Source organism: Streptomyces sp. NPDC006487 (genome assembly GCF_042870555.1).
In the GTDB taxonomy this organism is placed as follows: Bacteria; Actinomycetota; Actinomycetes; order Streptomycetales; family Streptomycetaceae; genus Streptomyces.
The window spans coordinates 1-13,142 of record NZ_JBIAHN010000004.1 but is presented as its reverse complement, the minus strand read 5'-3'; the positions used below and the strand labels follow the sequence as shown (position 1 = coordinate 13,142).

The 13,142-nt window shown below is 70.9% G+C and carries 11 protein-coding genes; 9 read left to right on the top strand and 2 right to left on the bottom strand.

From position 1 onward, the window contains the following. Positions 1–70 precede the first annotated feature (70 nt). The 6 genes from ACFYM0_RS07590 to ACFYM0_RS07565 all read left to right on the top strand — a co-directional run bounded on the left by ACFYM0_RS07590 (position 71) and on the right by ACFYM0_RS07565 (position 5,843). Complete coding sequence (locus tag ACFYM0_RS07590; protein ID WP_327253030.1) at positions 71–445, top strand: DUF3499 domain-containing protein; 375 nt, start codon at positions 71–73, stop codon at positions 443–445. A 78-nt stretch (positions 446–523) separates the two neighbouring features. Beyond that, positions 524–1,894 (top strand): phosphomannomutase/phosphoglucomutase, encoded by a 1,371-nt coding sequence (locus tag ACFYM0_RS07585; protein ID WP_388497777.1) that lies wholly within the window; start codon positions 524–526, stop codon positions 1,892–1,894. Positions 1,895–2,188: 294 nt separating this feature from the next. Then, a complete protein-coding gene (locus ACFYM0_RS07580; RefSeq protein ID WP_274552984.1) occupies positions 2,189–2,377 on the top strand; it encodes a Trm112 family protein in 189 nt (62 codons plus the stop codon). Between the two features lie 82 nt (positions 2,378–2,459). Beyond that, positions 2,460–3,593: an SIS domain-containing protein gene (locus ACFYM0_RS07575; protein WP_243342092.1), complete on the top strand. Its 1,134-nt coding sequence runs from the start codon at positions 2,460–2,462 to the stop codon at positions 3,591–3,593. Positions 3,594–3,632: 39 nt separating this feature from the next. Beyond that, positions 3,633–4,805: a mannose-6-phosphate isomerase, class I gene (gene manA, locus ACFYM0_RS07570; RefSeq protein ID WP_388497774.1), complete on the top strand. Its 1,173-nt coding sequence runs from the start codon at positions 3,633–3,635 to the stop codon at positions 4,803–4,805. A 93-nt stretch (positions 4,806–4,898) separates the two neighbouring features. Continuing rightward, positions 4,899–5,843 (top strand): cation diffusion facilitator family transporter, encoded by a 945-nt coding sequence (locus tag ACFYM0_RS07565; protein ID WP_388497772.1) that lies wholly within the window; start codon positions 4,899–4,901, stop codon positions 5,841–5,843. A gap of 64 nt (positions 5,844–5,907) precedes the next feature. Here ACFYM0_RS07565 and ACFYM0_RS07560 read toward each other — a convergent pair whose 3' ends face one another. Beyond that, positions 5,908–7,992, bottom strand: coding sequence for a fructose-specific PTS transporter subunit EIIC (locus ACFYM0_RS07560; RefSeq protein ID WP_388497769.1), 2,085 nt, complete (start codon positions 7,990–7,992; stop codon positions 5,908–5,910). Between the two features lie 354 nt (positions 7,993–8,346). Between ACFYM0_RS07560 and ahcY the strand changes: the two genes are divergently transcribed. Both ahcY and ACFYM0_RS07550 read left to right on the top strand, forming a co-directional pair. After that, positions 8,347–9,798 (top strand): adenosylhomocysteinase, encoded by a 1,452-nt coding sequence (gene ahcY / locus ACFYM0_RS07555; protein ID WP_388497766.1) that lies wholly within the window; start codon positions 8,347–8,349, stop codon positions 9,796–9,798. A 95-nt stretch (positions 9,799–9,893) separates the two neighbouring features. Beyond that, positions 9,894–10,514: a hypothetical protein gene (locus ACFYM0_RS07550; protein ID WP_388497763.1), complete on the top strand. Its 621-nt coding sequence runs from the start codon at positions 9,894–9,896 to the stop codon at positions 10,512–10,514. On the opposite strand, the gene ACFYM0_RS07545 is transcribed toward ACFYM0_RS07550, so the two are convergent. After that, positions 10,515–11,432, bottom strand: a complete 918-nt coding sequence (locus ACFYM0_RS07545) for an RDD family protein (RefSeq protein ID WP_388497760.1) — start codon at positions 11,430–11,432, stop codon at positions 10,515–10,517. A gap of 114 nt (positions 11,433–11,546) precedes the next feature. On the opposite strand from ACFYM0_RS07545, the gene ACFYM0_RS07540 reads away from it, so the two are divergent. Then, the gene (locus ACFYM0_RS07540; RefSeq protein ID WP_388497757.1) at positions 11,547–12,554 is read left to right on the top strand and encodes a stage II sporulation protein M; all 1,008 of its coding nucleotides are present in this window, start codon (positions 11,547–11,549) and stop codon (positions 12,552–12,554) included. Positions 12,555–13,142: the final 588 nt, after the last annotated feature.

Genomic DNA, 13,142 nt, shown 5'->3' with positions numbered 1-13,142 from the left:
GGACGACACGGGCGAGTGGCCGGGGGAGAGTCGTCGCGGCCCGGTCAAGAGTGCGGTACCGTCCAACGTCGTGAGCCTTGTACGTCGCTGTTCGCGCACCGCGTGCGGCCGCCCTGCCGTCGCGACTCTGACGTACGTCTACGCCGATTCGACCGCAGTTCTCGGCCCGCTCGCCACCTACGCCGAACCCCACTGCTACGACCTCTGCGCCGAGCACTCGGAGCGCCTGACCGCCCCGCGCGGCTGGGACGTCGTACGCCTCACCGATGGTTCGGCGCCCTCGCGTCCCACCGGTGACGACCTGGAAGCCCTCGCCAACGCCGTTCGCGAGGCGGCCCGTCCGCCGGAGCGCGCGGCCGGGGCCGGCGGCAGCGGTCAGGGCGGTCCCTCCACCGGGGAGACCCGTCGCGGACACCTGCGCGTCCTGCGTTCGCCGGATTCCTGACATTGCGTTGATCTGAAAAGCCGCACTGTGTCCACGGTAGGTTTGCTTCACCGCACATCACCTTCAGGAGGGCACGCAGTGGCCACCGATCTTTCGAACATCGTCAAGGCGTACGACGTACGAGGCGTTGTGCCGGACGAGTGGGACGAGCACTTGGCCGAGCTGTTCGGTGCCGCCTTCGTCGAGGTGACCGGCGCGCGGGCCATCGTCATCGGCCACGACATGCGGCCCTCCTCCCCGGCCCTGTCGGGCGCCTTCGCCCGAGGCGCGGCCGCCCGTGGCGTCGACGTCACCCTCATCGGGCTGTGCTCCACCGACCAGCTCTACTACGCTTCCGGCAAGCTGAACCTGCCCGGCGCGATGTTCACGGCCTCGCACAACCCGGCGCAGTACAACGGCATCAAGCTCTGCCGGGCCGGCGCCGCCCCGGTCGGCCAGGACACCGGCCTCTCCACCGTCCGCGAGCTCGCCGAGAAGTGGAGCGACGAGGGCGCCCCGGCGGTCCCCGCCGGCACCGTCCCCGGCACCGTCACCGAGCAGGACACCCTCACCGGCTACGCCGACCACCTGAAGGGCCTGGTCGACCTCACCGCCATCCGCCCGCTCAAGGTCGTCGTCGACGCGGGCAACGGCATGGGCGGGCACACCGTCCCCACCGTCTTCACGGGCCTCCCGCTGGACGTGGTCCCCATGTACTTCGAACTGGACGGGACCTTCCCCAACCACGAGGCCAACCCCCTCGACCCGAAGAACATCGTCGACCTCCAGGCCCGCGTACTGGCCGAGGGCGCCGACCTCGGCATCGCCTTCGACGGCGACGCCGACCGCTGCTTCATCGTCGACGAGCGCGGCGAGGGCGTCTCCCCGTCCGCCATCACGGCCCTGGTCGCCGCCCGCGAACTGGCCCGCAACGGCGGAACCGGCACCGTGATCCACAACCTGATCACCTCCTGGTCCGTGCCCGAGGTCGTCCGCGAGAACGGCGGCACCCCCGTCCGCACCCGCGTCGGCCACTCCTTCATCAAGGAGGAGATGGCCAAGTCCGGAGCCATCTTCGGCGGCGAGCACTCGGCGCACTACTACTTCAAGGACTTCTGGAACGCGGACACCGGCATGCTCGCCGCGCTCCACGTCCTGGCGGCCCTCGGCGGCCAGGACGGCCCCCTCTCGGCCCTGGTCTCCTCCTACGACCGCTACGCGGGCTCCGGCGAGATCAACTCGACCGTCGCCGACCAGGCCGGCCGCCTCGCCGCCGTCAAGGAGACCTACGGAGCGATCGAGGGCGTCACCCTGGACGAACTGGACGGCCTCACGGTGACCGCGGCCGACTGGTGGTTCAACGTCCGCGCCTCCAACACCGAGCCCCTCCTCCGTCTGAACGTGGAAGCCCGCGACGAGCCCACCCTCGCCAAGATCCGCGACGAGGCCCTGGCTCTCATCCGCGGCTGAACCTCGCCCCGCCCGCGCTCCCGGGCACGGGCGGCCAAAGTCGGCCCCGCCCGCGCTTCCGGGCACGGGCGGCCACAATCCGCCCCGCCCCGCACTTCCAGACGCCGCCGGCCAAATTCAGCCCGGCCGGCGTTTGAGGCGCGGGGCCCGGGGCGGAGCCCCAGCAGCGCACCCGCACCTCATGGCCGCCGCATCACCGCCGACCCCTCACCGAGGTCCTCCTCCACCCGCCACCGGAGGTGACTCGGCGGTAGGCTGACCTGGCCCGATCCACATCCCCGAAGGGAACCGCACATGCCGCTCGAAGCCGGCCTCCTGGAGATCCTCGCCTGCCCCGCCTGCCACTCGCCCCTGGAGGACAAGTCGGCCGACGCGGAGACCCCCGAGCTGATCTGCACCGGAGGCCAGGACTGCGGTCTCGCCTACCCGGTCCGCGACGGCATCCCGGTGCTCCTCGTCGACGAGGCACGCCGTCCCGCCTGAGCCTCCTACCGCCACCCCGCGCAAAAGCCGAGACTGGTTCCGTCCCACACAGGTTCCGTCACAGACATAGCCGGAGGCCGCCATGCTCGACGAGTCACTCCTCGACGCACCTGACGATCTCGCCCGCGCCGACCGCCGCGGCCTGCTCCGCGGCGCAGCCGACGCCGGCGCACGGGTACGCACCGCGGCCCGGCACGCCGCCGAGGCCGGTCTCGCCGACCTGCGCCCCGACGGCCGCCCCCGCGCGGTCCTCATCGCCGGGCCCGGCACCGCCGCCACCGGGGTCGCCGACCTGCTCGGCGCGCTCGCCGGCGCCTCCGCGCCCGTCATCCGGCTGCACCCGACCGGCGTCGCGCACGCCGCCGGGGCCCTGCGCTGGACCCTGCCCGGCTGGGCCGGCCCCGTCGACCTGCTGCTCATCGCCACCACCGACGGGACCGAGCCCGGCCTCGCCGTCCTCGCCGAGCAGGCCTACCGGCGCGGCTCCACCGTCGTCGCCGTCGCCCCCGAGCGCTCGCCGCTGAGCGAAGCGGTGGACGGCGCACACGGGCTCCTCGTACCGATGGCGAAAGCCCCGTACCAGGAGTACGACGAGTCGGCCGCGGCCGGCCCCGGCGCCCTCTGGGCCCTGCTGACCCCGCTGCTGGTGCTCCTCGACCGGGTCGGCCTGATCACCGCCGCCCCGCACACCCTGCAGCTCGTCGCCGACCGGCTCGACCGCACGGCCGAACGCTGCGGCCCCGCCATCGTCACCTACTCCAACCCGGCCAAGACCCTCGCGTCCGAGCTCGCCGACTCCCTCCCGCTCATCTGGAGCGAGGGCGCCGCCGCGGGACCCGCCGGACGCCGCTTCGCCGCCACCCTCGCCGAGCTCGCCGGCCGACCCGCACTCGCCGCCGACCTTCCCGAGGCCCTCCCGGCCCACGGGGTCCTGCTCGCCGGCGATTTCGCCGCCGGCGCCGACCCCGACGACTTCTTCCGCGACCGAGTGGAAGAACCGCAGGCCCTGCGCGCACGCATCGTCCTGTTGCGCGACAGGCCCGCAGGCGGACTGACAGCCGCCCCTGCCGCCCGAGAACTCGCCCTCAGCCACGACACGGCCATCAGCGAGCTCGAACCGGAGGAGGGCACCGAGCTGGAACAGCTCGCCGAACTCCTCGCCGTCACGGATTTCGCCACCGCCTACCTGGCGTTGGCCTCCGGGGGACACAGCTGAGGCGCACGAACGCGCGCCTCTCACCCAGGAAGACGACCGATGGACCGCCTCACTAACACGATCCGCCCCTACGCCTGGGGATCGGCCACCGCGATCCCCGAACTCATCGGAGTCCCGCCCACCGGCGAACCCCAGGCCGAGTTGTGGATGGGCGCCCACCCCGGCGCACCCTCACGCCTCGACCGCGGAGCCGGGGAGAGCGCCCTCTCGGACGTCATCGCGGCCGACCCCGAAGGCGAACTGGGAGTCGAGGCCGTCCGCAAGTTCGGCCCCGAGCTCCCCTTCCTCTTCAAGCTCCTCGCCGCCGGCGCCCCGCTCTCCCTCCAGGTCCACCCCGACCTCGCCCAGGCGAAGGCCGGGTTCGAGGACGAGGAGCGCCGCGGCGTCCCGATCGACGCACCGCACCGCAACTACAAGGACGCCAACCACAAGCCCGAGCTGGTCTGCGCCCTCACCCCCTTCGAGGGCCTGTCCGGATTCCGCCCGCCGCTGGAGGCCGCCGCCCTGCTGGAGGGCCTCGGCGTCAACTCCCTGAAGCCCTACGCCGACCTCCTGCGGGCACACCCCGAGGAGGCGGCCCTGCGCGAGGTGCTCACCGCCGTCCTGACCGCCGACCGCGCCGAGATGGCCCGTACGGTCACCGAGGCCGCGGCCGCCGCCGAGCGGCTCGGAGGCCCGTACGCCCCGTACGCCGGACTCGTCCACCACTACCCGGGCGACCCCGGCGTCATCGCCGCGATGCTCCTCAACCACGTGCGACTCCAGCCCGGCGAAGCCATGTTCCTCGGTGCCGGCATTCCGCACGCCTACCTCGACGGCCTCGGCGTCGAGCTCATGGCCAACTCCGACAACGTCCTGCGCTGCGGGCTCACCCCCAAGCACGTCGACGTGCCGGAGCTGCTGAAGGTCACCCTCTTCGAGCCCGGCGACCCCGGCATCCTGCGCCCGGAGGGCAACGGCGAGGAGGTCTACGAGACCCCCATCGACGAATTCCGGCTCTCCCGCTTCGTCCTGGCCCCCGGCGGCGCTCCCCGGGTGGTCCCCGACACCACCGCCCAGATCCTGCTGTGCACGGCGGGCTCACCGAAGGCCGGCTCCCCGAAGTCCGGCGAACTGGCCCTGGCACCCGGCGAATCGGTCTTCGTGCCGGCCGGCGAAAAGGTCGAACTGTCCGGAACCGGCACCGTCTTCCGTGCCACTGTGGTGGTCTGACGTACCGTCCCTCTCGGTGGCTGTGAGAATCTGCGGCCGTAGCGCGGCGTCCCGGCCCGGGGCGCCGCACCGAGGAAGGGACACATCGCAACCATGAGCGCGTCGGGCGGTACCAAGGCGATCGTGGCGGCACTCGCCGCCAATCTGGCCATCGCGGTAGCCAAGTTCGTGGCCTTCGTCTTCAGTGGCTCGTCCTCGATGCTCGCGGAAAGCGTCCACTCGCTGGCGGACTCCGGAAACCAGGGCCTGCTCCTGCTGGGCGGCAAGAAGGCCCAGCGCGAGGCGACTCCGGAACACCCCTTCGGGTACGGGCGCGAGCGCTACATCTACGCCTTCCTCGTCTCCATCGTGCTGTTCACCGTCGGTGGCATGTTCGCCATCTACGAGGGCTACGAGAAGATCCACGAGCCGCACGCGATCTCGCACTGGTACTGGCCGGTCGGCGTCCTCGTGTTCGCGATCATCGCGGAATCCTTCTCCTTCCGCACCGCGATCAAGGAGTCGAACGAGATCCGCGGCAGCCTCACCTGGGGCCAGTTCATCAAGCGCGCCAAGGCCCCCGAGCTCCCCGTGGTCCTCCTCGAAGACTTCGGCGCCCTCATCGGCCTGGTCCTCGCCCTCGCGGGCGTCGGCATCGCCCTGCTCACCGGCAACGGCGTCTGGGACGGCATCGGCACCCTGTGCATCGGCGTCCTGCTGATCATCATCGCCATCGTGCTCGCGGCCGAGACCAAGTCCCTGCTGCTCGGCGAGGCCGCCGGCACCGAGGACGTCGAGAAGATCAAGGCCGCCGTGGTCGACGGTGACGTCGTGACCGGCATCATCCACATGCGCACCCTGCACCTCGGCCCCGAGGAGCTCCTGGTCGCCGCGAAGATCTCCGTCCAGAGCGACGACACCGCGACCGAGGTGGCCAACGCCATCAACGCCGCCGAGGCCCGCATCCGCGCGGCCGTCCCGATCGCCCGCGTCATCTACCTCGAGCCGGACATCTTCAACGCCGAGGCCGCGGCCAAGGGCGCCAACCCGGGCCACTGACCCCGCACCCGACGCGGAGAGGCCCCCCAGCGACGCGCGCAGGGGGGCCTCTCCGCGCCCGGGGCTACTGGATCTCGCGCAGCACGTCCAGGATCGCGGCCTTGCCGGGCGCGGCCTGCAGCCGCTCCCTGAAGCCGGTGTCCATCAGCTTGCGCGACAGCAGCGCCAGGATCCGCAGGTGCTCGTCCCCGGCGGCCGCCTCCGGCACGGAGATCATGAAGACCAGCCGGGCCTTCGTCCCGTCCAGCGCGCCCCACTCGATGCCCTCGTCGGACCGGGCGAAGCCCACCGTCGGGCGGGTCACCGCGTCCGTCTTGGCGTGCGGGATGGCGATGGACTCGCCGAGACCGGTCGTGCCCTGCGCCTCCCGGGCCAGGGCGACCCGTACGAGCTCGTCCACGTCGGTGACGTTGCCGGTCGTGGCCAGCATCTCCGCCATCTCGCGGATCGCCGCCTCCTTGGAGCCGGAGGCCAGCTCCGTCTTCACGGTCTGCTCGGTGAGGTACCCGGACAGCACCTCCGGCGGCCCGCCCGCGGCCACCGGAGCCGCGGCCGCGGGCTGCTGCGCCCGGACGGCCGCACCGGCTGCTCCCGCACCCGCTGCGGCGGCGGCGACGCCGCCCGCGCCCACGGGGGCGCCCGCACCGACCAGGGCCGGCTCCGGCGCGAGGACCGCGGACCCGCCGCCGGTGACGCCCTCCCGGCGCAGCTTGAACTCGATCAGGGCGTTCGTCGTCAGCGCGGTCACGACCGCACCGGCCGCGATGGCCACGAAGAACATCGCGACGCCGCTGATCGCACCGAACAGCGAGACGATCGGGCCGCCGTGCGGCACCGAGTCCTGGACCCCGGCCACACCGGCGATCGCACCGGCTACCGCGCCACCGAGCATGTTCGCGGGGATGACCTGGGCGGGCCGGGCCGCGGCGAAGGGGATCGCTCCTTCGGAGATGCCGAAGAAGCCCATGAACAGGGCGGCGAGGCCGGTCTCCTTCTCCTCGTCGCTGTAGAGCTTGCGGCGCAGCAGCGTCGCCAGACCCTGGCCGAGCGGCATGACGGGGATGGCGGCGGCGGCCATGCCCATGACGTGGTTGTTGGTGCCGATCAGGCCGACGGCGACGAGGAAGGCGGTCTTGTTGACCGGACCGCCCATGTCGAAGGCGATCATCAGGCCGATGATGGTGCCCAGCACGATCGCGCTGGAGCCGGTCATCCCGTTCAGCCAGTCGGTCAGGTGCGTGAAGACCCAGGAGATCGGCTGGCCGATCACGTAGATGTAGAACAGCCCCAGGGCCACGGTCGACACGATCGGGATCACGATGATCGGCATGATCGGCTGGATGACCTTGGGGACCTTGACCTTCTTGATCCACATGACCAGATAGCCCGCGAGGAAGCCCGTCGCGATGGCACCCAGGAAGCCGGCGTTCGCATCGGCCCCGTAGATGTGCACGGCGTCCGCGGCGAGGAAGCCGCCGATCATGCCGGGTACGAGGGCCGGCCGGTCGCCCAGCGCGTAGGCGATGTAGCCGGAGAAGATCGGCAGCATCAGCGAGAAGCCGGTCACGCCGAGCTTGTTGACGTAGAACCAGAAGGTCCCGTCGGGAATGACCAGCCCGCCCTTGGCGTCCGCGTGCCCGCCGAGGGACAGGGACACGGCCAGCAGCAGACCGCCCACGACCACGAACGGGATCATGTGCGAGACGCCGTTCATCAGCGCCTTGTACGCCTGACTGCGCTGGTGGCCGCCGCCGCCGTCGCCGCTGCCCGCCGCCGCCGAAGTCCCGGACTGCACCGGAGCGCCCTGCGCGCGCCGGATCAGTTCCTCCGGCTTGTGGATGCCGTCCGCGACGCCGGTCGACAGCACCCGCTTGCCGGCGAACCGGTCGAGGTCGACTTCCTTGTCGGCGGCGATGATGACGGCGTCCGCCTGCCTGACATCGTTGTCAGAGAGCACGTTCTCGGCCCCGATGGAACCTTGGGTTTCCACCTTGATCGAGACGCCGAGGCGGTCGGCGGCCTGCTGGAGCTTCTCCGCGGCCATGTACGTGTGCGCGATACCGGTGGGGCACGCGGTAACGGCGACGATCCTCACGGGCTTCCGCCCGCCCACGTCCCCGCCTTCGGGAGGGCCTGCCGGACTGGTCACTGGAATCTCCTCACGACACATGCGTTGTCCTGCGGGATCGCGCGTACAACCCGACCCAACCGCATCCTCGTCCATGTAAGGGGGTGATCAAAAGTCCGAAAGGCCCCCAATCCTCCGCCGTAGGCCCCGAACTCCGGTCGAGACATGCTTTCGGTTCGCCTGGGCCGCGCTCCGCCGATCGGTGTAGATTCGTCATCAGTGTCAGGCGTCGCTGCTGATGGCGGTCGGGCGGTCTTCGAGACCGGCCGAGGGGAGAGAGGACCCCCGACGGACTGAGCGCCATGTGCGCCGTCTTGACGACGGTGCCCGGCTCAGCCGTACCCACCTCTCTACAGCACGAGGAGCAGCACACCCATGACTGCCGCTTTCACCGACTTCAAGGTCGCGGACCTCTCCCTCGCCGTCTTCGGACGCAAGGAGATCACCCTCGCCGAGCACGAGATGCCCGGTCTCATGTCGATCCGCCGGGAGTACGCGGCCACCCAGCCGCTCGCCGGCGCCCGCGTCACCGGCTCCCTGCACATGACCGTGCAGACCGCCGTCCTCATCGAGACCCTCGTCGCCCTCGGCGCCGACGTCCGCTGGGCCTCCTGCAACATCTTCTCCACCCAGGACCACGCGGCCGCCGCCATCGCGGTGGGCCCGAACGGCACCGCGGAGAACCCGCAGGGCGTCCCCGTCTTCGCCTGGAAGGGCGAGACGCTGGAAGAGTACTGGTGGTGCACGGAGCAGGCGCTGACCTGGCCGAACACCCCCACCGGCGGTCCGAACATGATCCTCGACGATGGTGGTGACGCCACCCTCCTCGTCCACAAGGGCGTCGAGTTCGAGAAGGTCGGCGCCGCTCCGGACCCGTCGACGGCGGACTCCGAGGAGTACGCCCACATCCTGACCCTCCTCAACCGCACCCTGGGCGAGGCCCCGCAGAAGTGGACGCAGCTCGCGTCCGAGATCCGCGGCGTCACCGAGGAGACCACCACCGGCGTCCACCGCCTCTACGAGATGATGGCCGAGGGCACCCTGCTCTTCCCGGCGATCAACGTGAACGACGCCGTCACCAAGTCGAAGTTCGACAACAAGTACGGCTGCCGCCACTCCCTCATCGACGGCATCAACCGCGCCACCGACGTCCTCATCGGCGGCAAGACCGCCGTGGTCTTCGGCTACGGCGACGTCGGCAAGGGCTGCGCCGAGTCGCTGCGCGGCCAGGGCGCGCGCGTCATCGTCACCGAGATCGACCCGATCTGCGCCCTGCAGGCGGCGATGGACGGATACCAGGTCGCGACCCTGGACGACGTCGTCGCGACGGCCGACATCTTCATCACGACCACGGGCAACAAGGACATCATCATGGCCGCCGACATGGCCAAGATGAAGCACCAGGCCATCGTGGGCAACATCGGCCACTTCGACAACGAGATCGACATGGCCGGCCTCGCGAAGATCGAGGGCATCGTCAAGGACGAGGTCAAGCCCCAGGTCCACACCTGGAAGTTCCCCGACGGCAAGGTCCTCATCGTCCTGTCCGAGGGCCGCCTGCTGAACCTGGGCAACGCCACCGGTCACCCGTCCTTCGTGATGTCGAACTCCTTCGCGGACCAGACCCTGGCCCAGATCGAGCTCTTCACCAAGCCGGCCGAGTACCCCACCGACGTCTACGTGCTCCCCAAGCACCTCGACGAGAAGGTGGCCCGCCTCCACCTCGACGCCCTCGGCGTCCGCCTGACCACCCTGCGCCCGGAGCAGGCCGCCTACATCGGCGTGGACGTGGCGGGCCCGTACAAGCCGGACCACTACCGCTACTGATCCCCACGGAACAGCGGCACCACGCTTCAGGTCAGGCCCCCGGCATCCGTGCCGGGGGCCTGCCCCGTACCCGCCCGAACCCAGGAAGACGCCCCATGCCCCGAGGCCGCTACGCGCTGCACGACCCGCACGACCACACCCCCCTCGGCGAGGAGCACTTCCACTGCGCCCCGGGCCCCTCCGGCTGGCGCTACGTCTCCCAGCTCACCGCGCCCGACGGTGCGCACCGCGGCTCCGTCGACCTGGCCGTCGACGAACTGGGCCGCCCCATCCGCCTCGAGGTCAACGCCTCCAGCTGGCAGGTCCGCGGCGCCGCCATCGACGGGATCACCTGGGTCCGCACCGACCCCGCCGGAGCCGAAGCCACCGAGGGCAACGTCCCCGGGGCCGCCGGCTTCACCGGCACCTCCCCGGCCTTCCTGGTCGCCACGGCCCGGCTGCTGCGCCTGACCCCCGGCGCCCCCGCCACCCGCGTCCGGCTCGTCGCCCTGACCGACCCCGTCCTGGCGGCCCGTACGACCGACCAGGCCTGGGCCCTCCTGAACCGCACGGAGCACCCCACGGACAGCGGCCCGCTGCAGGTCGACGAGTACCGCGTCACCGCCCTGGACACCGGCGAGGTCCATACGGTCCACATCGCGGGGGACGTGGTCCTCTCGGCCCCCGGCATCGAACTCGAACACCTGGAAACCCCGCCCTCCGCCTTCACCGACTAGCTAGGCGGGCGGGGCGAACCCGGTCGTCTTCGGCGGCTGTACGGACACGGGAGCCACCGGCGCGACCGGAGCCGGGGGCACCACCGCCGGAGCGACGGGCGCCACGGCAGGCATCACCACGGGCGCGGGCGGCCCGTACGGAACCGGAGCCGACCCGGGAGCGGGCTGCTGCTGCCGGAAGGCCCGCGCGGCGTCCCGCGACTGCCGCTCGTGCACCACGGCCATCAGGAACGCGGCGGCGGGCACCCCGACCGGCGGCGGAGCCCCCGTACGCGCCACCAGATCGTCCGCGAGCCGGGCCGCCAACGCGCCGCCCACCTGAGGATCGAGCTGGTCCATGCGCGTCAGGTACTGCCGGATCGCCAGCCACAGCCCGTCGGGCACCGCCGACAGGTCCAGCCCGCCGAACCTCCCGGCCAGCCACGGAGGCGGCGGGGGCACCGGCATCACCCGTGCACCCGGCACCCGCTCCCGGACGACCAGCGTCCCCGCGAACACGTCACCGAGCCGGCGGCCCCGCTCGGAGAACAGCGAGGCGATGCACGCCACGGACCCGAAGGTCAGCAGCAGTTCGAAGACGCCGAAGGCCCCGCGCACCAGCGCGTGCCGGAACCGGACCGGCCCGCCGTCGTCGCGCACCACGCGCAGCCCGCACGCGAGCTTGCCCAGCGACCGCCCGTGGCTGAGCGTCTCCACCGCGATCGGCACGCCGACCAGGACGAGCACGAACGAGGCCACCGACACGGCCGCCCGGGCCGCCCCGTCCATCGAAGCGGTGGCCAGCACGAGCCCGACGGAAATGAGCAGGTACCCGGTGACGTACACGACCAGGTCGAGCAGGATCGCCAGCGCCCGGCTCGGCAGCCTCGCCGGCCGCAGCCCCAGGACGACCGCGTCCCCCGTCACCAGATCGCTCACCGATGCACACCCTTCGCATGACCTGCCCCGCCCCATCTGCCTCCAGTCTGCCAAGCTGACGAAGCAAGCAGTAGGAGAAACCAGAGGGACCAGGGGCAGGGGAGCGCCAACCGCATGGATCTCGACGTCTTCGTTGCGGCCCACCAGGCCGAGTGGGCCCGCCTGGAACAGCTGCTGGGCCGGGGCCGGCGACTCACGGGAGCCGAGGCGGACGAGCTCGTCGCGCTCTACCAGCGCACGGCCACGCACCTCTCCCTCGTCCAGTCCAGCGCCCCCGACCCGATGCTCACGGGCCGCCTGACCCAGCTCGTCGCCCGTGCCCGCGCCATCGTGACGGGCACCCGGCGGTCCGGCTGGCGCGACGCGGCCCGCTTCTTCACCTCGGGCTTCCCGGCCGCCGTCTACCTCAGCCGCCGCTGGTGGATACCCACGGCACTGATCTCCACGGCCGTCGGCGTCCTCGTCGGCTGGTGGATAGCCACCCACCCGGAGATCCAGAACGCCATCGGGGCTCCGGAAGACCTGAAGGCGATGACGAAGCCGGGCGGCGGGTACGAGACGTACTACTCCAGCCACCCCGCGGCCTCCTTCGCGGCCCAGGTCTGGACGAACAACGCCCAGGCGGCCGCGGTCTGCCTGGTCCTGGGCGGCTTCCTGGGTCTGCCGGTCCTGTACATCCTGTGGCAGAACATGCTGAACCTCGGCGTCGGCATCGGCCTGATGTCCTCCGCCGACCGCCTCGACGTCTTCCTCGGGCTGATCCTCCCGCACGGCCTGCTCGAACTGACCGCCGTCTTCGTGGCCGCCGGTACGGGCCTGCGCCTGGGCTGGACGGTCATCGACCCGGGCCACCGCACCCGCCGCGTCGCCCTGGCCGAACAGGGCCGCGCCGCCCTCGGCATGGCCATCGGCCTGGCCGTGGTCCTCTTCCTCTCGGGCCTGATCGAAGGCTTCGTCACCCCCTCCGGCCTGCCCACGTGGGCCCGCATCAGCATCGGCGTGGCCGCCGAGGCGGCCTTCCTGCTCTACGTCTACGTCTTGGGCGGCCGCGCGGCCCGAGCCGGCGACACGGGCGACGTGGAGCAGGCCGACCAGACGGCGACGCTCCCCATCGCGGCCTGATGTGCGTGCGGCCCTGCTGAGCTGCTAGTCTCCTCGTCGTCCCGCAAACACCGTTGACACGGCAGCTGCGGGGAGGTAGATTCGAACGGTTGCCTCGAACTGGACAAGTTCGGCAGTGATGGTTTAAAGTCTTTCTCGCCCCCAGGAATTGAATTCCAAGCGGGCACACCCAACTCTTCATTCAGGAAACTGAAGCCGGGAAATCCGGTGGAAAACTTCTGATAGAGTCGGACTCGCCGGAAAGGGAAACGCGAAAGCGAAGAACTGGAAAGCGAAACCCGCTTCGACCGGGAATCGGACACGAAAGAGTCTGATAGAGTCGGAAACGCGAGAACAGAACAGAACGAAGCCCGGAGGAAAGCCCGAGAGGGTGAGTACAAAGGAAGCGTCCGTTCCTTGAGAACTCAACAGCGTGCCAAAAATCAACGCCAAAAAGTTGATACCCCGTCCATTTCGGTGGATGAGGTTCCTTTGAAAAAGACCTGTGAGGTCGCGGCTTCGGCCGGGATGCTTGCAGGCAATTACACAGCGAGGACGCAGTGGACGGTCGGTCTTATTCCGACATGACTGTCCCGCTCTAAGTGCGTG

Bases quoted from the DNA above. Each gene is read 5' to 3' on its own strand.
- ACFYM0_RS07540 (WP_388497757.1), top strand. From the start codon at position 11,547: ATGGATCTCGACGTCTTCGTTGCGGCCCACCAGGCCGAGTGGGCCCGC.
- ACFYM0_RS07565 (WP_388497772.1), top strand. From the start codon at position 4,899: ATGAGCGCGTCGGGCGGTACCAAGGCGATCGTGGCGGCACTCGCCGCC.
- ahcY (WP_388497766.1), top strand. From the start codon at position 8,347: ATGACTGCCGCTTTCACCGACTTCAAGGTCGCGGACCTCTCCCTCGCC.
- ACFYM0_RS07550 (WP_388497763.1), top strand. From the start codon at position 9,894: ATGCCCCGAGGCCGCTACGCGCTGCACGACCCGCACGACCACACCCCC.
- manA (WP_388497774.1), top strand. From the start codon at position 3,633: ATGGACCGCCTCACTAACACGATCCGCCCCTACGCCTGGGGATCGGCC.
- ACFYM0_RS07580 (WP_274552984.1), top strand. From the start codon at position 2,189: ATGCCGCTCGAAGCCGGCCTCCTGGAGATCCTCGCCTGCCCCGCCTGC.
- ACFYM0_RS07575 (WP_243342092.1), top strand. From the start codon at position 2,460: ATGCTCGACGAGTCACTCCTCGACGCACCTGACGATCTCGCCCGCGCC.